This window comes from Ideonella sp. (assembly GCF_041287625.1).
GTDB lineage: Bacteria > Pseudomonadota > Gammaproteobacteria > Burkholderiales > Burkholderiaceae_C > Ideonella.
The window spans coordinates 56521-78448 of sequence record NZ_JBGGNH010000039.1 but is presented as its reverse complement, the minus strand read 5'-3'; the positions used below and the strand labels follow the sequence as shown (position 1 = coordinate 78448).

Genomic DNA, 21928 nt, shown 5'->3' with positions numbered 1-21928 from the left:
CCGCGGATTATCCGGGCCTGCCTTGGCCGCCCGCGTGAAGGTTTCTTCCGCGGCCGGAAACCAGGCTCACGCCGCCGAGCAAAGACGCCTCGCGCAGCCGCTGTTGCCTTCCGGGCCATTTCCGAAGAATGACTTCCACACCATTTGAACGGAGCCCCACATGAACCCCCGCCTTTCTTCCCTGGCCCAGGCTGTGCGCAGCGCCTTGTCGCGCACCGGCCGCGGCCTGGCCCGCGTCACCTCGGCCGGCGCCGGCCGCGTCTTCGCGGCCCGCACCGGCCTGGTCCTGCTGGCGGGCATCGGGCTGGCGGGCTACGCGCTGGTGAAGCATCCACCGGTGCAGACGGTCGCCCCCGGCGAACTGGCGGTGCGCACCAATGTGCTGACCGGCGGCGCCACTGCCGCCAGCGCCGGCACGGTGTTCCTCGTTCCCGGCCTGCACGAGCTGCACCGCTACCCGCTGCGCGACCAGGTCTACCGCCCGGCGGACAGCGCCACAGCCGACGGCGCCGCGCCGTTCCAGTCGGTCGAAGGCCTGTCGCTGGGGGTGGACCTCTCGGTGCGCTACGCGCTGGACCCGGCCCGCGTGGCCGCGATGAGCCGCGACCTGCCCGCGGACCTCGGCAAGGACGTGGTGCAGCCCGCCGTGCAAGGCGTGATCTTCAAGGTCTTCACCCGCTACACGGTGCGCGAGATCTTCTCCAGCCGCCGCGCCGAGATCCAGCAGCAGATTGAAGCCGAGCTGCGCCCGCGCCTGGCGGCCGACGGCATCCTGCTGCGCAGCGTGCAGATGGGCAAGGTTGACCTGCCGCCCGACTACCGCGCCGGCATGGACCGCCTGCTGGCCGAGGAACTGGCCACCGAGAAGATGCAGTACACGCTGCAATTGAAGGAAAAGGAAGTGCAGCAAACCGCGCTGGAGGCCGAAGCGCAGAAGGTGCGCCGCGAGAAAAACGCCGAGGCCAGCGCCCGCGAAACCCTGATCGCCGCGCAAGCCCAGGAAGAAGCGATGAAGCACGTGCTGCCGTTCAAGCAAAAGCAGATCGAGCAGCGCTCGCTGGAAGCCGAGGCCGACAAGCAGACCCGCATCAAGGGCGCGGAAGCCAGCGCCCAGGCCCGCCGCATCGAGAGCCAGGGCGAGGCCGATTCCCGCCAGAAGCTGGCCGACGCCGAGGTCTATCGCCTGCAGAAGGTGGGCCAGGCGAATGCCGAGCAGATGGCCAAGGAAGGCGCGCTGATCACCCGCCACCCGCTGCTGATCCAGAAGACCCTGGCCGACAAGCTGAGCGACAAGATCCAGGTCATCATCGCGCCCCCGCCGGCCAATGGCGACTTCATCGGCAGCGCGCTGGTGGGCGGCATGCAGCGCACCGCGGCGGTCACGCCGCAGCAGCCGCAAGAAGCGGGGGAAGCGCAATGAACCGCAAGCTGTGCCTGTCCGCCGTGACGCTGGGCACGCTTGCCGGCGCACTGGCCAGCGCCGCGCTGCTGATCGCCGCGGCCATGCTGCCAGCCCAGGCCGACGCCGCGCCGCTGCCGTCCGCGGCCGAGCCCTCCGTGCCGCTGGCCATCGTCTCGATCGACAACACCTCGCTGCGCGCCGGCCCGAAAGACAGCGCACTGCAGCAGGCCCAGCTCTGGCAGGGCGACCTGCTGGAAGTGCGTGGCGAGAAGTTGGACTACCTGCAGGTGTATGACCACCGCCGCGAGCGCGCCGGCTATGTGCGCGCCAGCAGCGTGCGCCGCATCGGCACCACAGAGGCCGATGCGCCCGAACTGCTGGCCGTGCTGCGCTTTGTGCGCGACACGCCGGCCGCCGAGGCACTGGGCGTGGCCTATGCCGCCGCCTACCTGCAAGCCGTGCCGGCCAAGCAGCTCACCGCCGAGCCCTTCGACGCGCTGGGCACGCTGGCCGAGCGCCTGGCGCGCCGCGCCTCGGCCCGCAATGCGGCGAACACCACCGACAACAAGCTCGCCGCCCACCTCGAAGGCGTGGCGAGCTATGGCGTGAAGATCGCCAGCTTCGAGCAGGACGGCCAGGTCCAGCTCTGCTACGACGGCGAAGCCTTCCGCCGCGTGCTCGCCATGCCCGGCGCCACGCCCGCCCAGCGCGCCCGCGCCGCGCTGGCGCTCACCCGCGAAGACTGCATTGACCCCGCGCTCACCGCCACCGCCCGCGAAGCGCTGGACCGCTGGCGCGGCGAGGTGCTGAACCGCCTCACGCCTGCAGACTGGACCGCCCTGCCCGAGCAGACCCGCAACCGCCTGCGCCTGCGCAGTGCCGGTGTGTGGGCCACGCTGGCCTTCCAGCAGGCCCGCCGCGGCGAAGCTTCGCAAGCCGCCGGCCAGCGCGCGCTGGACGCGCTGGCCGGTGTCGTCAAGACCGAGCTGAGCGACGATGACCAGCTCGACTACCAGGAAGCCGCCATCCGCGTTGGCGCCTCCCGCTGGGCCGCCGAGCCGAACATCGCCGGCGCCGCATCGAGTGCAACTGGCAACCGCCCTCGCCTTGTCAGCGCTCCCGGCCAGGCCGGAGAAACCTGCGTGCTGCTGGTCGACATCCAACACGACGCCGCCAAACCGCTGATGCGCCGCTGCACCTGGGGCGTCGCCTGGATGGCCTCGGCCAGCGCGAGCCGCGACGGCACCGCCTTCACCGTCGCCGTGCAACCCCTGCCGGGCTGGCGCGAACTCTGGCTGATGCGCCGCAGCGCTGAAGCCAATGGCGGCTGGACGCTGGAGGTGCTGCCGCCCGCCGCCGGCAATCCGCTCGGCAGCGACCTGGGCTACATCGAAGCTGCCGGCTTTGTTCCCGAAGGCGAACCGCGCCTGCTGGTCGCCCGCGAAGCCCGCGTCGAAGGCCGCAGCACCCGCCGCTTCGAGGTGACCAAGCTGGGCGCCCTGGACCTGGACAAGTCGGCCAGTTCGCCGCAACTGCTGGCGATGTTCCAGCGCTGGCAAGATCCGGCATGGAAGCGCGGCAGCGTGAGCCTGCGCTGAATCACCGGTGGCCCCGCCGCTCACGACAGGGCACACGATGTCTCAAGCGCCTGCGGCCTTCGGACTTGGCGGAAACAGCAGCGCCCGTGGCACGACATAACGCAGCCCGTGCGGCGCTGTCCATTCGAGCCGCGCGCTGACACTGGTGGACAAATCAGCCCGCACCTCGATCGGGTAGAAGCGGCCGGGCTGAAGCTCGATCGCGGCGTTGGGCGCCGCGGTGCCGCCCATCAGCCATTGGCCGGCAACGATGACGGCGCTGCCGGGCATGGCGTGGAAACGGTAGGCGCCCTTGAGCGGCGCCTTGATCCATCCCTGCCAGCGGGCCGAGCGGGGCCGGGCCGCTGCTGCGGGCCAATCGGTCGCAAGCTCGAATTCGACCGTGGGTTCCAGGCGGGACAGCAGCGGCCGCCCGCTCAAGGCGGCACCGGCAAAGTAGTCGGCCTGCAGGCCGGTGCCCTTGGCGTTGCTGTCGCTGCAACGCAGGGCGCTGGGCTCGGCCAGCACCTCCGCCATCGCAGCTTCGGCTGCTGCCGCACGTGCGCCCGGCAGCAGCATCGCCCACCTGGCGCCGTGCCAGCAAGCCAGCAGCGCCGCGGCGCCGCAGCCCAGCCAGAGCATGCTCTTGAAGCCGGATCGCCCCGGTCGAAAGGCTTGCACGGCTTCTCAGGGAATGACCATCATGCGGCCGTCGCCAAGCAGGTGCGAATGGCAATCGCGCTGGGCACGGTCGCAGTTCTTCACCCAGACATCGACGATCTCCGGTTTCCAGCCGTTGAACCAGTCGCCGTGGCCGGAGTAGCCCGCCGGCTTGGTCAGGTCGTAGTTGTCGCTCGCCAGACGCCAATACTTGGTCTCACCGGCGGCTTTCAGCTGATACAGCACCTGGAATGCGATCTGCGGAATGGCCACCGGGTGCGAGCTGGGGCAATTGCCGGTGTTGTTGGCCTTCACGTTCACCGGATTGGCCATGTGGCTGATGTGATCCGGCGCGTCGAGATTGACGCCGTCCCAGCATTGCGGGAAGTCGATGGCCATGATCAGCCAGGACGTGCCGACAACGGGGCAGTCGGTTGGAATGCTGTTTTGCCAGTCGCCATTGCCACCGTCCCAGACGCAGGCATACATCACCGCAGCGCTGGGTGCTTCGGGCGTTCCCTTGGAATCGCCGGCAATCATGCGCAGGCCGGCAGGCATTGCGGTGATGACGCTGGGCGGCAAGGCATAGCCGGTCTTGTAATAGAAGTTCGATTCGAACATGGGCGCCAACGGTGCGCCCGTCCGCGTGTCGACCATGCTGGGCACCCAGTAAGCACTGCGATTGATGGTTCCCCCCCGGCAGGTGCTGTTGCCGGTGGTGGCCAGGCTGTCGGCCGTGCTGCCGGCATTGACCCCGGTGTTGCCAAAGAAGGTGTGCAGGTGGCTCTTGCCGGGTTGGCCCGGGAACACGATCGGATCGTCAAATGCGTATTTCGACACCTGGCAGCCCGTGCGGAATGCACCGATGTCGGAGGGAGGCGCTACCTCGGTGGTGGGCAGCAGCATGTCTTGCGACCAGCCTCCCACAGGGTTCTGGTTCACCGCAGGAATCAAGGCCGGATTGACATAGACCACTGGCGGCGGTGGCGGCGGAGGCGGCGGTGGCGGCGGAACGACCTTCAGCTCACAGTGCTTGGCTTTGCCAGGTGCCGGGTCCACGCCGAAAAAGGCGGTCGAGCAAGTGCCCGCGCCTTTCATCGTTTTCTTCACCCAGCTCTTGTCCGAGCCATAGCGCACGACCTGTTTGCCCTTCACCTTGAAGGACTCGTTCTCGTTCGCCAGCCAGGTCCACTCCACCGTTGCAGTCGCGGTCTCGAACGCGGAGGCTGAACGCCCGTCGACCGCCTTGGTGGCCTGCACAGCGCGACTCGCCGACGCTTCGGCCGGCAAGGTCGCCGCGGCACCCTTGTCGGCCGTGGTCGAAGAACTCCCACCGCACGAACTGAATATCAAGCAGGCCGCTGCGGCGCCTGCCATGCGCATGGCGGGCCGGTCGGCGCGGAGGAACCCGCCGCCGGGACTCGGCGCGCGCGTCGGCATGGGTCTGTCTTCCCTCATGAGATCTCCCTCGTTCGAGCTTCAGCCCGACCAGGGGACTCGCTCACATCGAAATGCGCTGCCCGATGCCGCCTCGCTGCGGTGGCCTTGGGATGTTCCCTTTGGAATGTCCATGAGCCAGCTAGGCCGATACATCATCGGGAATCACTTTGATGGTACGAGGGAGGCGCTTTGCCAGCTGTGAACAAGCGTAAATGCCAGGGCGGAAATACGCTCAGCGTGTCGCGCCTGGCTTGGCATCGGCGCGGCGCAGCGTGTCGTTCAGCGCCGCTTCGATCGCGTCGGCTTCTGCGGTGTCGCCCAAAGCGCGAGTGGCCGCCAGCAGGCCGCGCCTGGGGTCCACGCGGCCGGGGTTGAGCGCCAAGGCACGCTCGAACTGCTGGCGCGCCTCGGCGGGGTCCGAAGCGGCCAGCAGGCGGCCCAGCAGTTCGCGCGTGGGCTCGTCGACCTGGGGCGGGCCGAAGGCGGCGGGCAAGACATCCTCTTCGCGCGCGACTGCCTCCAGTTGCGCCAGGCCCGCGGCGCGCTGGCCGGCCAGCAGCGGCGCGGCGGCTTCCAGTTGGCCGAGCTGGATGGCGAGCAAGCGGCGGAAGGTATCGTCCGCGGGCATGGCCGCCTGGTCGATCTCGGCACGCAGCCGCGCCGCGCTGGCGCGTGCCCGCGTGGCAGCCGCAGCGAACTCGCCGGCGGCCTGCCTGCGCACGGCGAGGATGGCATCGCCATAGTCGCGCAGGAACTCGGCATACGGCAGGTTGCTGGCGGCCGGTGTCCAGCCCATCACTTCGGCGTCGGCCGGTGCGTCCAGCAGGTAGCGCAGCCGCATGATGTAGAAGGCGCCGACGGGCGAGGCTTCGGGATTGAACTCGCCTGCAGTGCCGGCGCCCGGGTGTTGCCGCCCCAGTGCCAGGCACTCGGCCAGCAAGCGCTTGGCATCGGCGTACCGGCCTTGCTGCAGGTAGCCGTAGTTCAGCCAGATCGGGCCGTGGCCACAAGCCATGGGCATCGCCCCCCGCATGCCGCTGCGGCGCGAGGCCACCGCGAGCGAGCGCTCGTTCGCCGCCACCACCTCGTCCCACAGGCCCAGGGCCAGGTAGATGTGCGAACTCATGTGCAGCGCGTGCGAGGACTCCGGCGCGATCTCGCCATAGGCGCGTGCCGCCTGCAGGCCCAGCGGCGCGTGCGCCGCGTCATCCACCGAGTGGATCAGGTAGTGCGTGATGCCGGGGTGCTGCGGGTACTGCCGGAACAGATCGTCCAGCAGCGCGAAGGACTTCATGTAGGTGGCCACGTCGCGCCCGGCGTGCGCGGTGCCGAGCAGCGAAAGCGCGTAGAAGGCGGTGCCGTCGATGTCGTCGGGCCAGCGCTCATGCAGGCGCTGCATGGCCAGGGCGTAGCGCTTGTCGCGCTCGAACTTGTCGCCCTGCTCGGCGTAGAGGACTTCCGCAGCGTCGAGGTAGGCCCGCTCGCGTTCGGTCTGTCCCTTGGCCACGCGAGCCGCGCGGTCCGGCCCCAGCCTGGCCAGCACCGCACGGGCGGCAGCGGCGTCCTGCTGCATCCACACCGGGTGGTTGTAGGTCATGGCCTCGCCCCAGTAGGCCATGGCAAAGCTCGGGTCGAGCGCGTGCGCGCGCCGGAAGGCGGCGGCGGCGGCCGGGTACTGGAAGTTGTGCAGCTGCGCGAGGCCGTAGGCGAAGTCGGCCTGCGCCGCAGGCGAGCCCGAGTTCGCGAACTTCACCTCGCCCACGCTGGCCGGGGCCGCAACCGGAGGTGCGGGAGCGGTTGCTGGCGTCGGTGCCTCCGGCGCATGCGCGCCCGCCACGCCCAGCTGCACTGCCAGCAAGGCTGCGGCCAACACAGATCGGCTCTTCATGCGCAGGCCTCCCGGCTTGAGTTGCGCCGAGTGTAGGACGGTGGGCACGGCGCATCGCCCCCTGTTCATGGCCGAACGGATGACAGCGGCGCCCGTGGCTCAGCGCTTGCGCTCGGCCTGCCGGCAAGTCCCAGCCGTTTCGCCAACCTCGCCAGGTTCGCCCGGTCCAGCCCGAGCGCGCGTGCGGCGGCGCTGGGCTTGCCGCCGTGTGCGGCGAGTGCCTTTGAGAGCAGGTCCTTCTCGAATGCTGTGACGGCTTCGCGCCAGCCGGTGCCGGGGTCGAGCGGGATGCTTTGCGGAGACGATTCGGCTGGTGCGGTGGGGGGTTCTGACGCGACCTTGGGCAAGTCCAGGTCCTCCGCGGCCACGCCGAGGATGCGCGGCCTGTCGGGCTGGCGGCTTTGTGCGCGCAGTGCGGCGCGGGCCATCACGTGTTCGAGTTCACGCACGTTGCCGGGCCAGGCGTAGGCCAGCAACGCGGCCTGGGCTTCGGGCTCCAGCCGCAGCGAGCCCAGGCCCAGGCGGCTGCGGTTTTCTTCGAGGCAGAAGCCGGCCAGCAGCAGCACGTCTCGTCCGCGCTCGCGCAGCGGCGGCACCTGCAGCGGGAAGACGCTGAGGCGGTGGTAGAAGTCGGCGCGCATGCGGCCGGCCTTCACTTCGTCGGCCAGCTTGCGGTTGCTGGCGGCGATCAGGCGCACGTCCACGCGGTGCGGCCGGTCCGAGCCCAGGCGCTGCAGCTCGCCGCTTTGCAGCACGCGCAGCAGCTTGGCCTGCACGCCCAGCGGCAGCTCGCCCACTTCGTCGAGGAACAGCGTGCTGCCGTGCGCCAGCTCGAACCTGCCGCGCCGGTCCCCATGCGCGCCGGTGAAGGCGCCGCGCACATGGCCGAAGAGTTCGCTCTCGACCAGCGTGTCCGGCAGCGCCGCGCAGTTCACGCTGACCATGGGCTGGGCCGCGCGCGCCGAGCGCTCGTGCAGCGCTTGCGCGACCAGTTCCTTGCCCACCCCGGTTTCGCCGTGGATCAGCACCGGCAGGTCGCTGGCCGCGACCAGTTCGATCTCGGCCAGCAGCGCCTTGAACGGCTTGCTCTGGCCCAGCAGGCGGCGCGGTGCGCGGGCCGCCACCGCAGCCTCGCGGTAGCCCTCGGCGCGCCGCCGCTCCTGCTCAGCGCGCACCGCCAGCGCCTCCATGCGGCGGATCACCGAGACAGTGGCCGCAGCGAGTTCGGCAAAGGCCTGCAGCGCAGACAGTTCAATGCCATCGAAGCGGCCGACGCTCAGCGCGTCCACCGTCAGCAGGCCCCAAAGCTGGCCGTCCAGCTTGACGGCACAGCCGGCGCAGTCGTGTACCGGCAGTGGGCCGGGCGCGTTCAGCAAGGCCTGCAGCCGCGGGTGCTCGGTGGGCATGAACTGGCGACCCAGCGTGTCGGCGCTCAGGCCCTCGACGGCCAGCGGCTGCAGGCGCTCGCCTTCCAGCCGCAGCAGCGCAATCGCATCACAGGGAATGAGCTGGCGCAAGCCGTGCAGCAGGCGCCGGTAGCGCTCGGTTTCGGGCATCTCGCGCGCCAGGTCCGCCACCAGCGCGTCCATCGTCGTTGGCGTGGTCATGTTGACTCCATGCAGCTGTTCGTGGACGGCGAAGAGATCCGCCGCACCTACTCGCTGTCCGCTGCGCCAAACGGCCGCGACTACCGCATCAGCGTGAAGCGCGAAGCGGGCGGCAAGGCCTCCAACTTCCTGCATGACCAACTGCAGGTGGGCGACATGCTGACGCTGTTCCCGCCCTCGGGCCAGTTCACGCTGAAGCCGGGCGCCAAGCCTGTCGTGCTGATCAGCGGCGGCGTGGGCATCACGCCCACGCTGGCGATGCTGGACGCGGCACTGGCGCAGGATCGGCCTGTGCATTTCATCCATTGCGCCCGCAACGCCGGTGCCCATGCCTTCGGCGACACGGTGGACACGCTGGCCGCGCAGCACCCGCAACTGCAGCGCTTCTACTGCTACGACGAGACCTTGCCCGGCGCGCGCCTGCCGCATGCCGTGGGCCGGCTGGACACGCAGCGCCTGGCCGACTGGCTACCGGCCGGCAGCCGTGACGTGGACGCCTATTTCCTCGGCCCCAAGCCCTTCATGCGCGAGGTGCGGCACTCGCTGCTGGCGCTCGGCGTGCCGGAAGGCCAGATCCACCACGAGTTCTTCGGGCCTGCCGAAGCGATCTGACAGAACCCGGCGGCGCCAGGCGCGCCGCCGGCAGGTTAGGCTGACGCCTGTGCTACTTCCGCGCTTGCGCGCTCGGCAGGCTTGCGGCTCGCGCCTGCCAGCAGCGGGTTCTTCGCGCGCCGCAGCGCGGTCCTGGCTTCGCTCAGCGCCATCAATGGCGCAGCGACGGCATGGTGCTGCTCTTCCCAGGTGGCGCGGCGTGTCAGCGCGCGCAGGGTGTCCCACAGGCCGATGACGGCCAGGACAAAAGCCCCCATCGCGGTCAGGTACAGAGCGGCCATCGAAGTCTCCAAGGTGTTGATCGGCCGGCAGGCGTGCGCAATGAAAAGCGCGAGCCCACCCGGCACATGGTTCAGGTTGCCTTTGCTACATCGGGCCACGTTGCCGAGAAATTGAGCGAAATGTGGACAAGGTCCCGCACGGCGCGGGCGATTGCGGCCACAAACGCACGCCGAGCCGCGCACCCGCCGCCGTTAGCATCGCGCCCTTTGCCCTCGCTTCCAGCCTGATGCGCCACCTCCTGCCCCTGCTCGCCGCCCTGTGCCTGGCCGCACTGCCCCCCACCGCCCGCGCCGCCGACGCAGCGCCCGCCTACGCGCTGCCCGACACGGCCGTGCACCTGCTGCACGCTGCCCGCCTGAACCGGGACTACGAGCTGTACGTCAGCCTGCCCAAGTCCTATGCCAGCGCCGCCGGGCGCAGCTACCCGGTCGTCTTCGTCACCGACGCGCCCTATGCCTTCCCGGTGACGCGCGCCATCGCCGCGCGGGTGGGCGGCCATGGCCCGGCGCTGCCGGAGTTCATCCTGGTGGGCCTGGGCTACGGCAAGGGCGACACGCCCGAGTTCAGCCGCCGCAGGGACTACACGCCTTCGGCCAATCGCGGCGCCGAGCTGGTCTCGGACATGCCCGGCCGCGCGCCGGCCTTCGGCGAAGCCGCCGGCTACCGCCGTTTCCTCGCCGATGAGGTGTTCCCCTTCATCGCCTCGCACTACCGCGCCGACATGACCCGCAAGGTCTTTGCGGGCCATTCCTATGGCGGGCTGCTGGGCGCCGACATGCTGACCAGCGAGCCTGGCCTGTTCCAGGCCTACGTGCTCGGCAGCCCTTCGCTGTGGTTCGACCACCGCTGGCTGATGAACCGCGAAAAAGCCTGGGCGCTGGGCAGTTCCACGCCAGGCCCGCGGGCCGACGTCTATCTCGGTGCCGGCGAATACGAAGCTCGCGCGCCCAAGGGCGCCAGGGACAAGTCCCGCTACGCCAGCGAGGGTGACATGGTGGCCGACGTGCGCGCCTTCGCCGCAGCGCTGAACGCGCACCAGCGCGACGGCCTGCGCCTGCGCACCGACGTGATCACCGGCGAGGACCACCTCACCGTCGCGCCCATCCTGATCACCCGCGGGCTGGTCTGGGCCTTGGGGCCGCGGTAGCCTCGCATCGTCGGCCAGCGCGCCAGGTCCGTAAAATTCGCCGATGTCCGCGAACAGCCCGTCCATCCTCAACGTCTCCACCTACCGCTTCGTCGCCCTCGATGAACTGCCCGCGCTGCGCGACCACCTGCACGCCGAGGCCGAGGCCCGCGACCTGAAAGGCACGGTGCTGCTGGCCGAGGAAGGCATCAACCTGTTCCTGGCCGGGCCGGCCGAGGCGGTAAACGGCTGGCTCGCCGTGCTGCGCGCCGACGCGCGGTTTGCCGATCTGCCAGCCAAGGAAAGCTGGAGCGAGACGCAGCCCTTCGAGCGCCTGAAGGTCAAGGTCAAGCGCGAGATCATCCGCATGAACATGCCGACCGTGCGTCCGCAGGGCGGCCGCGCGCCGGCCGTCTCGCCGGCCACCGTCGCCCGCTGGCTGGCGGATGGCCATGACGACGCCGGCCGCGAGGTCGTCATGCTGGACACGCGCAACGGCTTCGAGGTGGACGCTGGCGCTTTCGACAATGCCATCGACTGGCGGCTGGAGAAGTTCAGCGACTTCCCCGCCGCGCTGGCCGCGCACCGCGATACGCTGCAGGACAAGACCATCGTCAGCTACTGCACCGGCGGCATCCGCTGCGAAAAAGCCGCGCTGGTGATGCAGGACCTCGGCCTCACCCACAGCTACCAGCTCGAAGGCGGCATCCTCAAATACTTCGAAGAGACCGAAGGCGCACCGCACTGGCATGGCGGCTGTTTCGTGTTCGACGAACGCGAAGTGCTGGACCCGGCGCTTCAGGCCGCACCGGTCGGGCGACGGCCAGCCAAGGCCTCGGCCACATGAAAATGATCCTGTGGCGCATGTTCGGCATCCTGCTGATGCTGACGGCGCTGTCGCTGCCGCTGATGCAGGCGCCGGACCGGGCGGTCGAAACCCTGGTGGCCCACTGGGCCCTGCCGCCGTCGGACTTCATCGACGTCAAGGGCCAGCTGGTGCACCTCCGCGACGAAGGCCCGCGGGACGATCCGACGCCGCTGCTGCTGATCCACGGCACCGGCGACAGCCTGCACACCTGGGAAGGCTGGACTCAGGCGCTCAAAGGCGAGCGCCGGGTGATCCGCTTCGACCTGCCCGGCTTTGGCCTCACCGGCCCGTTCACCGGCCAGTACCCGCCAGACGATTACCACGACGCCACGCTGGCCCAGTTCACGCTGGACCTGATGGACCAGCTCAAACTGCAGAAGGTGATCATCGGCGGCAACTCGCTGGGTGGCGAAGTCGCCTGGCGCGTGGCCGCCGCCGCGCCGCAGCGGGTGGACAAGCTGATCCTGGTCGATTCCGCCGGCTACGACTTCAAGTCCCAGGCCGTGCCCATCGGCTTGCTGCTGGCCCAGGTGCCGGTGCTGAGCAAGCTGGGCGAATACCTGCTGCCCCGCGCCGCCGTCGAAGCCAGCCTGCGCGCCGTCTATGCCCACCAGGACCGCGTGACGCCCGAACTCGTCGAGCGCTTCTACGAACTGACGCTGCGCGAGGGCAACCGCCGCGCGCTGGGCCTGCGCATGCGCCAGATCGAACGCGGCGCCGGCGCCACCCAGATCGCCACATTGCGCCAACCCACGCTCATCCTCTGGGGCCAGCAGGACAAGCTGATCCCCCCGGAAAACGCCCAGCGTTTCGCACACGACATCCCCGGCAGCCAACTGGTGATGCTGGACGGGCTGGGGCATGTGCCGCAGGAGGAAGACCCGGCGGCGAGCGTGGCGCCGGTGAAGCGGTTTCTGGCGGAGCAATCGCCGGCACACTGAATTGCGTACTGGGCGCGCCGCTCGTAAGATACAGAAATCTGTACGGGATTTCGTCCAGCAAGGGCAACCATGAAGACCACGCTTGACCTCAACGACGCACTGCTCACCGAGGCCAAGACCTTGGCGGCTCAGCAGCGCACCAGCCTCACCCGCTTGATCGAAGAAGGGCTGCAACTGCGCCTGCGTGCGCAGCAAGCCCCCGTCAAGCCGGTGCGCCTCCCGGTATACCGCGGTAAGGGTGGGCTGGTCGCCGGACTCGATGGGCTAAGCAACAAGGCGATGCTGGACGCTGCGGATCAGCAAGACGTGTGAGCCAGCGCCGATGACTCCCGATGTGAATGTGCTGGTCGCAGCCTCACGAGCCGACCATCCTCATCACCCGGTAGCGCGAGCTTGGCTTGAACAAGCTCTGGCGGACGCTGCTCACGGCATCCCGCTGAAACTGCAGCCCATGGTCGTCGCCAGTTTCCTGCGGCTGGTCACACACCCGAAGATCTTCGTCGAACCCACGCCCATGGCCGACGCGCTGCTCTTCGTGGATGCACTGCTTGGTTCGCCCGGCGTGATGCAACCCTCGCTTGGCGCCGAGTGGCCGGCACTGCGCAAACTGTGCGCCGACAAAAGGCTGGCGGCGAACGACATCCCCGATGCCTGGCTGGCAGCAGCCGCCATTCATCAAGGCGAACACATCGCCAGTTTCGACGCTGATTTCAATCGCCTCCTGGCCAAGACGCAATTCACCCGTTTGCAAGTGTGAGCGGCACGGTGGCCGCTCAGTGACCAGCAAGCGTTGGAGCAAGAAGCCCCCAATCCCCCACCATTTCCGGGCACCACATCAGGGCGGTCTTTCCTACCATCGGTGAAGCTTTCCATCAGCTCGCCGAACATGACCGTGACCACCTTGCCGCGCCCCGTGACCGAGACCTCTGCCCTTGAGGCGGCTGGCGCCACGCCTGGCGTGCCTGCCTTCCAGGCGGCCTGCGTGCCGCAACTGGCGCGGGCGCAGAGCGGCGAGATGCCCATCAATGAGTTGCTGGACTTTGCCGGGCGTTGGCAGGAACAGGGGCTGATGGCCGAGGCGGCAGAGGTCTACCGGCTGTGGATCACGCACACCGACTCGCCCGTCAAGTACGTGGCCTGCTTCAACCACGGCACGGTGCTGGCCGCGCAGAACCGGCTGCCGGAGGCCGAAGCGGCCTACCAGCTGGCGCTGGCGCTGTCGCCGCATTTCCCGCAAGCCAAGCTGAACCTGGGCCACGCGTTGGAACGCCGCGGCGCGCATGACGAGGCGCAGGCCCAGTGGCAAGGCGTGCTGGACGACACCCAGGACGGCGGGGCCGACGCGCTGCCGCTGCGCCTGCATGCACTGAACAACCTGGCGCGCCTGAACGAGACGCTGCGCCGCTTCGACGTGGCCGAGCGCTACATGTGCGAGAGCCTGACGGCCAAGCCGGACCAGTTCGACGTGCTGCAGCACTATGTGCACATTCGCCAGAAGCAGTGCGAATGGCCGCTGTACAAGACCGTTGGCGAGGTGACGCAGAACCAGTTGCTGATCGGCACCTCGGCACTGGCCATGCTGAGCGCGAGCGACGACCCCGTGCTGCAGTTGATGGCCGCGCAGCGCTTCGTGCACGAGCGCCTGCCTGCGCCGCCGGCCAAGGCCATGCACACCGCCTTCCCGCCGCGCACCGGCAAGGTCAAGATCGGCTACCTCTCGGGCGACCTGCACATGCACGCCGTGGGCCTGCTGACGGCCGAGCTGCTGGACCTGCACGACCACGAGCGCTTCGAGACCTTCGCCTTCAGCTGGAGCCGCGACGACGGCACGCCGCTGCGCGCCCGGCTCGTGAAGAGCTTCGACCACTACTACCGCATTGGCGGCGTGGACGACCACACCGCCGCCCGCATGATCGCCAGCTGCGGCATTGACGTGCTGGTGGACCTGCAGGGCCTGACCAACGGCGCACGCGCCAACATCCTGGCCCAGCGCCCGGCGCCCATCCAGGTGAGCTACCTGGGCTTTCCGGGCACCTGCGCCCTGCCCGGCGTGGACTGGATCCTGGCCGACCGCTTCGTGATGCCCGAAGCGCTGCAGCCTTTCCACACCGAAAAGCCGATCTACCTGCCGCACTGCTACCAGGTGAGCGACCGCCAGCGCGAGATCGGCAAGATGCCGACCCGCGCGCAGTACGAGCTGCCGGAGGACGCGTTTGTCTTCTGCTCTTTCAATAACAACTTCAAGTTCACCGAACCCGTGTTCGCGGCCTGGATGCACATCCTGCACGAGGTGCCGAACAGCGTGCTGTGGCTGCTGGCGGACAACGAATGGGCGCGCGAGAACATGCTGCGCCAGGCGGACGCGGCGGGCGTCGCCCGCGAGCGGCTGATCTTCGCGCCGCGTGTGGCGCCGCCGGACTACCTGGCCCGCTTTCAGCTCGCCGACCTGATGCTGGACACCTTCCCCTACAACGCCGGCACCACCGCCAGCGACGCGCTGTGGATGGGCCTGCCGATCCTCACCTGCTCGGGCCGAAGCTACATCTCGCGCATGGCCGGCAGCCTGCTGACCGCCGTCGGCCTGCCGGACCTGATCACCGAGTCCATCGCCGATTACGAGCGCCTGGCGATCCAGCTCGGCCGCAACCCCAAGCGGGTGGCTTCGTACAAGCGCTACCTGGCCGAACACGGCCGCAGCTCGGCCTTGTTCGACATGCCGCAGATCGTGCGGGACATCGAAGACGCATTCGAGACCATGGCGCTGGAACAGCGCGCCCGCGGTTGAACTGAGGAACCTCTGTGTCGGAAGCGATCACGCTCTCAATGGCCGACGCCGTGCCGGCGATCGAGCTGCCGCCATCGGCCGCCGCAGGTGCAACCGCCGGCACCAAGGCCGTCAGCCCGGACGACGACGCGCTGGTGCAAAGCCTGATCTGGATCACCTTCCACTACGGCAGGCCGCGCTCTGCCGCCTCGCTGCTGGCCGGCGTGGCGGTAGACGGTGCACTGCGGCCCAACCAGGCCGTGCGGGTGATGCAGGAGGCGGACTACCACGCCAGCCTGATCGAGCGCCCGCTGGACCAGATCAGCGCGCTGATGATGCCGGTCGTGGCGCTGCTGCGCGAGGGTGACACCTGCGTGATTTCCAAGCGCCTGCCGGCCAAGAGCAGCAAGGGCGCATCGTCCACCGAATGCAGCTACGAGATCGTGCTGCCGGCAGCTGGCGGCGCCACCTGCATCGTCAGCGAAACCGAGCTCAAGGGCGAATACCTGGGCCATGCGCTGGCCGTGGCGCCGCGCGTGGAACTTGGGCAGAACGAGCACAAGGTGCTGCAGTCCGGCAGCCACTGGCTGTGGGGCACGCTGCGGCGCTTCATGCCCTACTACCGCTCGGCGCTGATGGCCGCGCTGGTCAGCAACGTGATGATGCTGGTCACCGGCATGGTCACCTCGGTGGTGTTCGACAAGGTCATCCCGCACCAGGCATTCGTCACGCTGTGGACCCTGGCCAGCGGCGCCTTCCTGGCGCTGTGCATGGACCTGGCCGCGCGCCAGCTGCGCAGCCATCTGATCGACCTGTCCGGCCGCAAGGCGGACATGATCATCGGCTCGCTGCTGTTCCGCCAGACCCTGGGCGTGCGCATGGAGCATCGCCCGGCCTCGTCCGGCGCATTTGCCCACCACCTGGCGCAGATCGAGACCGTGCGCGACTTTTTCGCTTCGGCCACGCTGTCCACGCTGTCGGACCTGCCGTTCATCGCGATGTTCGTCGCCATGTGCTTCATCACCGGCGGCCCGCTGGGCTTGGTGCTGGCGATGGCCATTCCCATCATCCTGGGCGTGGTGATCGTCATCCAGGGTTCGCTCAAAAAATCCATGCAGGCCAACCTCGGCCACCAGGTGGACCTGCAGGGCGTGCTGGTCGAAGCGGTGGAAGGCCTGGAAGACCTGAAGAGCTGCGGCGCGCAAGGGCGCTTCCTGCAGCGCTATGAATCGGCCACCGCGCAGGCGGCCAATTCCTCGCTGCGCGCCCGCTCGCTGTCGAGCTGGTCGAACAACATTTCCTCCGCAGCCCAGCAGGCCGTCACACTGGTGATGCTGGTCTGGGGCGTGTACCTGATCAAGGACGGCACCATCACCGCCGGTGCGCTGATCGGCTCGGTGATGTTCGCCGGCCGCGCCGTGGCGCCGCTGGGCAGCGTGGTCGGCCTGGCCGTGCGCTACCAGGGCGCGCGCGCGGCGATGAAGTCGCTGGACCGGCTGATGCAGCTGCCGCTGGAGCGCGACGAACAACGCGCCTACGTGGCCACGCCGAAGATCGAAGGCGGCATTGCGCTGAGCCAGGCCGGCTTCGCCTACCCGCCCACCGGCAAGGACGCCGCGCCCATGGTGCTGCAGAACGTCAGCCTGGCCTTCAAGCCGGGCGACCGCGTGGCCATCCTTGGCCGCATCGGCTCGGGCAAGTCCACCATCCTGCGGCTGCTGGCCGGCCTCTACCAACCCAGCGAAGGCCGGGTGGACGTGGACGGCGTGGACCTGCGCCAGATCGACCCGGCCGACTTCCGCGCCCGCGTCGGCTTTGTCACGCAAGACCCTCGCCTGTTTGCCGGCACCTTGAAAGACAACGTGCTGCTGAACCGCACCGCGGCCGACGTGAACCGCCTCAACAGCGTGGCCCAGCTCACCGGGCTGGACCGGGTGATCGCCTCGCATCCGCTGGGCTGGGACATGCCGGTGGGCGAGCGCGGCGGCCTGCTCTCGGGCGGCCAGCGCCAGCTGGTGGCGCTGGCCCGCTCGCTGGTCACCTCACCGCAGATCCTGCTGATGGACGAGCCCACCAGCTCGATGGACGCGCAAAGCGAAGTGCAATTCCTGCAGCGGCTGCAGGCCTCGGTCGGCAACCGCACGCTGGTCATCGTCACCCACCGGCCGGCAGTGCTGGAGATGGTCAACCGGCTGGTGGTGGTCGACGGCGGCAGGGTCTTGATGGACGGACCCAAGGGCCAAGTGTTGGCCGCGTTGTCCGGCCAGCCACAGGCCCGCCCGCCCGCAGCGCAGCCCGCTCAAGGCGGCATGCCACCTGGCATGGGCGGCAGGGTGCCGGCATGAGTTCGTTGAGCAAACGCAGCTGGCATGCAACGGATGAAGGCGGCGAAGGCCGCATCGATCCGACCGGGCTGGTGCACGCGGCCGACCTGCCGCTGCAGCCTGGCGCCAAGCCACCCAAGCCATCGCTCATGCAGCGCTGGCGCAAGACTGCCGAGGAGCGCGAGCAGCGCCGCCTGAAACCGGGCGACGTGCAGTTCCTCAGCAGCGTGCGCGAAGCGCAGGTGCTGGAATCTCGCACCGGCGCCGGCGCAGCCATCTGGCTGATGCTGGCCACTGTGATCGCAGCCGGCACCTGGGCCAGCATGACCAAGGTCGAAGAGATCACCCGCACCGACGCCCGCGTGGTACCAGACGGCCGCGAGCAGGTCATCGCCAGCCTGGAAGGCGGCATCCTGCGCGAGCTGATGGTCAAGGAAGGCTCGGAAGTGAAGGTCGGCCAGCCGCTGGCCCGGCTGGACCCGACGCGCTTCGAGTCCCAGCAGAACGAAGGCGAGGTCAAGCAACTGGCCCTGCAGGCGACCATGGTGCGGCTGCGCGCTGAAGCCTCCGGCGCCAACACGCTGAACTTCCCGCCGGAGCTGGCCGCCAAGCCCAAGCTGGTGGCCATCGAGATCGAGGCCTTCAATGCCCGCCGGCAATTGCTCAACGAGGCCGTGGCCTCGTACCAGCGCAGCGTCGGTCTGGTTCAACGAGAGCTGACGATGGCGCAGAGCATGTCGGCCCGCGGGCTGATGTCCGAGGTCGAGGTGATGCGGCTGCAGCGCCAGATCGGCGAGATGCAGCAGCAGTCCACCGAACGCCGCAGCCGCTTCCGCCAGGAGGCCAGCACCGAGATGCTGCGCGTGCAGTCGGACCTGGCGCAGATCGAGCAGCAGATGGTGGCGCGTGAAGACATGGTCAAGCGCACCGTGATCGAGTCGCCGGTCGTTGGCCTGGTCAAGAACATCCGCAACAACACGCTGGGCGGCGTGGTCAACCCGGGTGCCGCCATCATGGAGATCGTGCCGCTGACCAGCCGCATGCTGGTCGAGGCCCGCATCAAGCCCAGCGAGATCGGCTTCGTCAAGGTTGGCCAGGTGGCCGAGATCAAGCTCAGCGCCTACGACTACAACCTCTACGGCGGCCTGCGCGGCACGGTGGACTCGATCAGCCCGGACGCGCTGGGCGACGCCGAACGCAACAACGGCGGCCCCGACAACACCTACTTCCGCGCGCTGGTGCGCGTCGACCACTCGTCCCTGGAAGCCGGCGGCAAGGCCCTGCCCATCCGCCCCGGCATGACGGCCACCGTCGAGATCAACACCGGCGAACGCACGGTGCTGGAGTTTGTGTTGCGGCCACTCTTGAAGGCGCGCGAGGCGTTCAAGGAACGTTGAGCGGGTTCGCGAACCCTTCGACAAGCTCCAGGCGAACGGACAAGGAAACGCTGGCGCGAGCCCTATGCGCCGCTGCCCTGCCCGTCCTCCGGCAAATGGAACTCATGCCACATGCCGTTGAGGATGCCGAAGCCGACGGCCAGGCCGAGGCCGAGGATCCAGGTGAAGTACCACATCGGGTGTCCTTTCGATTGGTTTGATGCCACGGCCGCTCAATAGCGGTCCGGGTGGGTCGCCATCTCGGCGGTGGTCACGGTGCCGCGCATCACGCGCAGCGCCCAGGCGGTGTAGGCCAGCACGAGGGGCAGGAAAACCGCGGTGACGAACAGCATGATGCCCAGCGTGGTTTCGGTGGACGAGGCGTTCCAGACGGTGAGGCTGGATCGCGGGTCGATGCTGGACGGCAGGAAAAACGGGAACATCGACACGCCGACGGTGGCGATGATGCCGGCGGCCGACAGCGACGAGCCGGAGAAGGCCAGGCCTTCGCTGCGCAGGCGGATGCCCAGCAGCGCCAGCAGTGCACCGAGGAAACCGGCGGCCGGAGCGAGCATCGTCAGCGGTGCTGCCGCGTAGTTCGCGAGCCAGGCGCCTGCGGTGTGCAAAGCCTCCGAGCGCAGCGGGTTGGACGGGCCGAAGTGGTCGGCCGGCGCGGTGAGCTTGTAGCCCAGGTCCCCGTAGGCCACGAACAAGCCGCCGGCGGCGAACAGCAGCAGGCTGGCCAGGCCGGCCACCGTGCCATAGCGCCGGGCACGCACATGCACAGGGCCGGGCTCGACCTTGATCGTCAGCCAGGCGCTGCCATGCAGCACCAGCATCGCCACCGACAACAGGCCGCACAGCAGCGAGAATGGCGTGAACAGCGCAAAGAAGCTACCTTCGTAGAACGCGCGCAGGTCGCTGTCCAGGCGGAACGGCACGCCCAGCAGCACGTTGCCCACCGCCACGCCAAAGACCAGCGCCGGCACCAGCCCGCCGATGAACAGCGCCCAGTCCCAGCGCGTGCGCCACGCGCTGTCTTCATGCTTGGAGCGGTACTTGAAGCCGACCGGCCGCAGGATGAGCGCGGCCAGCACCACGAACATCGCCAGGTAGAAGCCGGAGAAGCTCACGGCATAGACAAACGGCCAGGCCGCGAAGATCGCGCCGCCGCCCAGGATGAACCACACCTGGTGGCCCTCCCAGTGCGGGCCCACCGAGTTGATGACCATGCGCCGCTCGGCATCTGTCTTGCCGACAAAGGGCAGCAGCGCACCCACGCCGAGGTCGTAGCCGTCCGTCAGCGCAAAGCCGATCAGCAGCACGCCGACCAGCCCCCACCAGATGAAGCGCAGGGTTTCGTAGTCGAAGAAAGCCATGATGTTGTTGTCCTTCTGGTGGGCTCAGCCGGCGACGGGTGAGCTGGCCGGCACCGGGCCGGGCGCGGGCTGCGGGTCGTCGCTGTGCTCGTACGGGCCCTTGCGGATGGCCGCGAGCATCAGCCGGACCTCGATCACGGCCAGCGTGCCGTAGAGCGCGGTGAAGCCGATGATGGTGATCCACAGCGAAGTGCGGCTGAGCGACGAAGCGGCCAGGAAGGTTGGCAGCACGCCGTCGATCGCCCACGGCTGGCGGCCCAGTTCGGCCACGACCCAGCCCAGTTCGATGGCGATCCATGGCAGCGGAATGGCCAGCACCGCAAGCTTCCAGAACCAGCGTGCCTGGCCGTGCTTGCGCATCGAGCACAGCACAAAGGCGGTGGCGAACAGCGCGATCATCGCGAAGCCGATGAAGGCCATGACGCGGAAAGCCCAGAACATCAGCGGCACGCTGGGCACGGTGTCCCAGGCGGTGGCGGCGATCTGCTGCTTTGTTGCCTGGCGCGGGTCGGCCATCGTGCGCTTGAGCAGCAGCGCGTAGCCGAGGTCGTGCTTGTGCTGCTCGAAAGCGGCACGCGCACTGGTGTCCTTCGGGTCCAGCTTCAGCTTCTGCACCGCGTCGTAGGCGACCACGCCGGAGGTGATGCGCTCTTCCGCGCGCCGCACCAGCTCGGACATGCCGGCCACCTCGCCGTGCAGGCTGCGGGTGGAGATCAGGCCCAGCACCCAGGGGATCTCGACGGCGTAGCGCGTGACCTTGGCCTCGGTGTCGGGCAGGCCGAACAGCGTGAGGCCGGCAGGCGCCTTCTCGGTGTGCCACGCGGCCTCGATGGCGGCCAGCTTCATCTTCTGGTTGTCGGTCAGCGCATAGCCGCTTTCGTCACCCAGCACCACGACCGAGAGCGACGAAGCCAGGCCGAACGCGGCGGCCACCGTCATCGAGCGGCGCGCCACTTCGGGGAAGCGGCCACGCAGCAGGTAGAAGCTGGAGATGCCCAGCACGAAGACGGACGCCAGCACATAGCCGGCGCTCACGGTGTGCACGAACTTGGCCTGGGCGATGGGGTTGAACAGCACCGCGGCGAAGTCGGTCACCTCCATGCGCATGGTCTCGGGGTTGAACGCGGCGCCGATCGGGTTCTGCATCCAGCCGTTGGCAATCAGGATCCACAGCGCCGAGAGGTTGGTGCCCAGCGCGACCAGGAAGGTCACGACCAGGTGGCCGAGCTTGGAGAGCCGGTCCCAGCCGAAGAACATCACGCCGACGAAGGTGGCTTCGAGGAAAAACGCCATCAGGCCTTCGATGGCCAGCGGCGCGCCGAAGATGTCGCCCACGTAGTGCGAGAAGTAGGACCAGTTGGTGCCGAACTGGAACTCCATCGTCAGGCCGGTGGCCACGCCCAGCACGAAGTTGATGCCAAACAGCTTGGCCCAGAAGCGGGTGATGGTGCGCCAGATCGGCCTGTCGGTCATCACATAGATCGCCTCCATGATGACCAGCATGAAGGACAGCCCCAGCGTGAGCGGGACAAAGAGGAAGTGGTACAGCGCGGTGAGTGCGAACTGCAAGCGCGAAAGGTCGATGACGCCTGAATCCATGTCGGGTTCTCTTTTTTGAGCGAACGGAATGGGAAGGGGTGGGTTAACCCGAAGACCCACAGCGTATCCATCGTACTGGCGAT

The 21928-nt window shown here is 68.6% G+C and carries 18 protein-coding genes and 1 pseudogene; 11 read left to right on the top strand and 8 right to left on the bottom strand.

Annotated features, from left to right (window positions below):
- Positions 1-160 precede the first annotated feature (160 nt).
- Both ACAH41_RS16095 and ACAH41_RS16090 read left to right on the top strand, forming a co-directional pair.
- Positions 161-1420, top strand: a complete 1260-nt coding sequence (locus ACAH41_RS16095; protein ID WP_325649954.1) for an SPFH domain-containing protein — start codon at positions 161-163, stop codon at positions 1418-1420.
- Positions 1417-3000 (top strand): hypothetical protein, encoded by a 1584-nt coding sequence (locus ACAH41_RS16090; RefSeq protein ID WP_325649956.1) that lies wholly within the window; start codon positions 1417-1419, stop codon positions 2998-3000. Before ACAH41_RS16095 ends, ACAH41_RS16090 begins: the two co-directional genes overlap by 4 nt.
- Positions 3001-3042: 42 nt before the next feature.
- Here ACAH41_RS16090 and ACAH41_RS16085 read toward each other — a convergent pair whose 3' ends face one another.
- The 4 genes from ACAH41_RS16085 to norR all read right to left on the bottom strand — a co-directional run bounded on the left by ACAH41_RS16085 (position 3043) and on the right by norR (position 8574).
- Entirely contained in the window at positions 3043-3660 is a 618-nt protein-coding gene (locus ACAH41_RS16085; protein WP_325649957.1) for a hypothetical protein, read from the bottom strand.
- Positions 3661-3666: 6 nt separating this feature from the next.
- Positions 3667-5079 (bottom strand): DUF1996 domain-containing protein, encoded by a 1413-nt coding sequence (locus tag ACAH41_RS16080; protein WP_325649958.1) that lies wholly within the window; start codon positions 5077-5079, stop codon positions 3667-3669.
- Between the two features lie 232 nt (positions 5080-5311).
- On the bottom strand, positions 5312-6967 hold the full coding sequence (locus ACAH41_RS16075) for a hypothetical protein (RefSeq protein WP_325649960.1): 1656 nt from the start codon (positions 6965-6967) through the stop codon (positions 5312-5314).
- 65 nt (positions 6968-7032) lie between these two features.
- Complete coding sequence (gene norR / locus ACAH41_RS16070; protein ID WP_325649961.1) at positions 7033-8574, bottom strand: nitric oxide reductase transcriptional regulator NorR; 1542 nt, start codon at positions 8572-8574, stop codon at positions 7033-7035.
- Here norR and ACAH41_RS16065 point away from each other — a divergent pair.
- A pseudogene (locus tag ACAH41_RS16065) lies at positions 8569-9186 on the top strand (FAD-binding oxidoreductase); the annotation flags it as partial. The gene norR and the pseudogene ACAH41_RS16065 sit on opposite strands and share 6 nt — an antisense overlap.
- Positions 9187-9221: 35 nt before the next feature.
- Here ACAH41_RS16065 and ACAH41_RS16060 read toward each other — a convergent pair.
- Positions 9222-9467, bottom strand: coding sequence for a hypothetical protein (locus tag ACAH41_RS16060; protein ID WP_325649962.1), 246 nt, complete (start codon positions 9465-9467; stop codon positions 9222-9224).
- Between the two features lie 227 nt (positions 9468-9694).
- On the opposite strand from ACAH41_RS16060, the gene ACAH41_RS16055 reads away from it, so the two are divergent.
- The 8 genes from ACAH41_RS16055 to ACAH41_RS16020 all read left to right on the top strand — a co-directional run bounded on the left by ACAH41_RS16055 (position 9695) and on the right by ACAH41_RS16020 (position 18888).
- Positions 9695-10615 (top strand): alpha/beta hydrolase-fold protein, encoded by a 921-nt coding sequence (locus ACAH41_RS16055; protein WP_325649963.1) that lies wholly within the window; start codon positions 9695-9697, stop codon positions 10613-10615.
- Between the two features lie 43 nt (positions 10616-10658).
- Positions 10659-11441, top strand: coding sequence for a sulfurtransferase (locus ACAH41_RS16050; RefSeq protein ID WP_325649964.1), 783 nt, complete (start codon positions 10659-10661; stop codon positions 11439-11441).
- Positions 11438-12403 (top strand): alpha/beta hydrolase, encoded by a 966-nt coding sequence (locus tag ACAH41_RS16045; protein ID WP_325649966.1) that lies wholly within the window; start codon positions 11438-11440, stop codon positions 12401-12403. The genes ACAH41_RS16050 and ACAH41_RS16045 overlap by 4 nt, the downstream gene beginning before the upstream one ends.
- Before the next feature lie 69 nt (positions 12404-12472).
- The gene (locus tag ACAH41_RS16040) at positions 12473-12715 is read left to right on the top strand and encodes a DUF6364 family protein (protein WP_325649967.1); all 243 of its coding nucleotides are present in this window, start codon (positions 12473-12475) and stop codon (positions 12713-12715) included.
- Between the two features lie 10 nt (positions 12716-12725).
- Complete coding sequence (locus tag ACAH41_RS16035; RefSeq protein WP_325649968.1) at positions 12726-13160, top strand: TA system VapC family ribonuclease toxin; 435 nt, start codon at positions 12726-12728, stop codon at positions 13158-13160.
- A 129-nt stretch (positions 13161-13289) separates the two neighbouring features.
- Positions 13290-15188, top strand: coding sequence for a tetratricopeptide repeat protein (locus ACAH41_RS16030; protein WP_325649969.1), 1899 nt, complete (start codon positions 13290-13292; stop codon positions 15186-15188).
- Positions 15189-15202: 14 nt separating this feature from the next.
- Complete coding sequence (locus tag ACAH41_RS16025; protein ID WP_370538366.1) at positions 15203-17512, top strand: type I secretion system permease/ATPase; 2310 nt, start codon at positions 15203-15205, stop codon at positions 17510-17512.
- Positions 17509-18888, top strand: a complete 1380-nt coding sequence (locus ACAH41_RS16020; RefSeq protein ID WP_325649972.1) for an HlyD family type I secretion periplasmic adaptor subunit — start codon at positions 17509-17511, stop codon at positions 18886-18888. Before ACAH41_RS16025 ends, ACAH41_RS16020 begins: the two co-directional genes overlap by 4 nt.
- Before the next feature lie 62 nt (positions 18889-18950).
- Here the strand turns inward: ACAH41_RS16020 and cydX are convergent, their stop codons facing one another.
- The 3 genes from cydX to ACAH41_RS16005 are packed head-to-tail and all read right to left on the bottom strand — an operon-like array spanning position 18951 to position 21845.
- Positions 18951-19064 carry a cytochrome bd-I oxidase subunit CydX gene (gene cydX / locus ACAH41_RS16015; RefSeq protein ID WP_325649973.1) on the bottom strand — a complete coding sequence of 38 codons (114 nt, stop codon included), beginning with the start codon at positions 19062-19064 and terminating at the stop codon, positions 18951-18953.
- Positions 19065-19100: 36 nt separating this feature from the next.
- Positions 19101-20246, bottom strand: coding sequence for a cytochrome d ubiquinol oxidase subunit II (gene cydB / locus ACAH41_RS16010; RefSeq protein WP_325649974.1), 1146 nt, complete (start codon positions 20244-20246; stop codon positions 19101-19103).
- A gap of 24 nt (positions 20247-20270) precedes the next feature.
- Positions 20271-21845 (bottom strand): cytochrome ubiquinol oxidase subunit I, encoded by a 1575-nt coding sequence (locus tag ACAH41_RS16005; RefSeq protein WP_325649976.1) that lies wholly within the window; start codon positions 21843-21845, stop codon positions 20271-20273.
- Positions 21846-21928 lie beyond the last annotated feature (83 nt).

What these genes read in the sequence shown, in the direction of transcription:
- ACAH41_RS16075 (WP_325649960.1), bottom strand. Translation starts at nt 6,967, where the DNA reads ATGAAGAGCCGATCTGTGTTGGCCGCAGCCTTGCTGGCAGTGCAGCTG.
- ACAH41_RS16035 (WP_325649968.1), top strand. Translation starts at nt 12,726, where the DNA reads ATGACTCCCGATGTGAATGTGCTGGTCGCAGCCTCACGAGCCGACCAT.
- ACAH41_RS16055 (WP_325649963.1), top strand. Translation starts at nt 9,695, where the DNA reads ATGCGCCACCTCCTGCCCCTGCTCGCCGCCCTGTGCCTGGCCGCACTG.
- ACAH41_RS16030 (WP_325649969.1), top strand. Translation starts at nt 13,290, where the DNA reads ATGACCGTGACCACCTTGCCGCGCCCCGTGACCGAGACCTCTGCCCTT.
- ACAH41_RS16080 (WP_325649958.1), bottom strand. Translation starts at nt 5,079, where the DNA reads ATGCCGACGCGCGCGCCGAGTCCCGGCGGCGGGTTCCTCCGCGCCGAC.
- ACAH41_RS16095 (WP_325649954.1), top strand. Translation starts at nt 161, where the DNA reads ATGAACCCCCGCCTTTCTTCCCTGGCCCAGGCTGTGCGCAGCGCCTTG.
- ACAH41_RS16090 (WP_325649956.1), top strand. Translation starts at nt 1,417, where the DNA reads ATGAACCGCAAGCTGTGCCTGTCCGCCGTGACGCTGGGCACGCTTGCC.
- ACAH41_RS16045 (WP_325649966.1), top strand. Translation starts at nt 11,438, where the DNA reads ATGAAAATGATCCTGTGGCGCATGTTCGGCATCCTGCTGATGCTGACG.
- ACAH41_RS16020 (WP_325649972.1), top strand. Translation starts at nt 17,509, where the DNA reads ATGAGTTCGTTGAGCAAACGCAGCTGGCATGCAACGGATGAAGGCGGC.
- ACAH41_RS16040 (WP_325649967.1), top strand. Translation starts at nt 12,473, where the DNA reads ATGAAGACCACGCTTGACCTCAACGACGCACTGCTCACCGAGGCCAAG.
- ACAH41_RS16005 (WP_325649976.1), bottom strand. Translation starts at nt 21,845, where the DNA reads ATGGATTCAGGCGTCATCGACCTTTCGCGCTTGCAGTTCGCACTCACC.
- cydX (WP_325649973.1), bottom strand. Translation starts at nt 19,064, where the DNA reads ATGTGGTACTTCACCTGGATCCTCGGCCTCGGCCTGGCCGTCGGCTTC.
- ACAH41_RS16050 (WP_325649964.1), top strand. Translation starts at nt 10,659, where the DNA reads ATGTCCGCGAACAGCCCGTCCATCCTCAACGTCTCCACCTACCGCTTC.
- ACAH41_RS16060 (WP_325649962.1), bottom strand. Translation starts at nt 9,467, where the DNA reads ATGGCCGCTCTGTACCTGACCGCGATGGGGGCTTTTGTCCTGGCCGTC.
- norR (WP_325649961.1), bottom strand. Translation starts at nt 8,574, where the DNA reads ATGACCACGCCAACGACGATGGACGCGCTGGTGGCGGACCTGGCGCGC.
- cydB (WP_325649974.1), bottom strand. Translation starts at nt 20,246, where the DNA reads ATGGCTTTCTTCGACTACGAAACCCTGCGCTTCATCTGGTGGGGGCTG.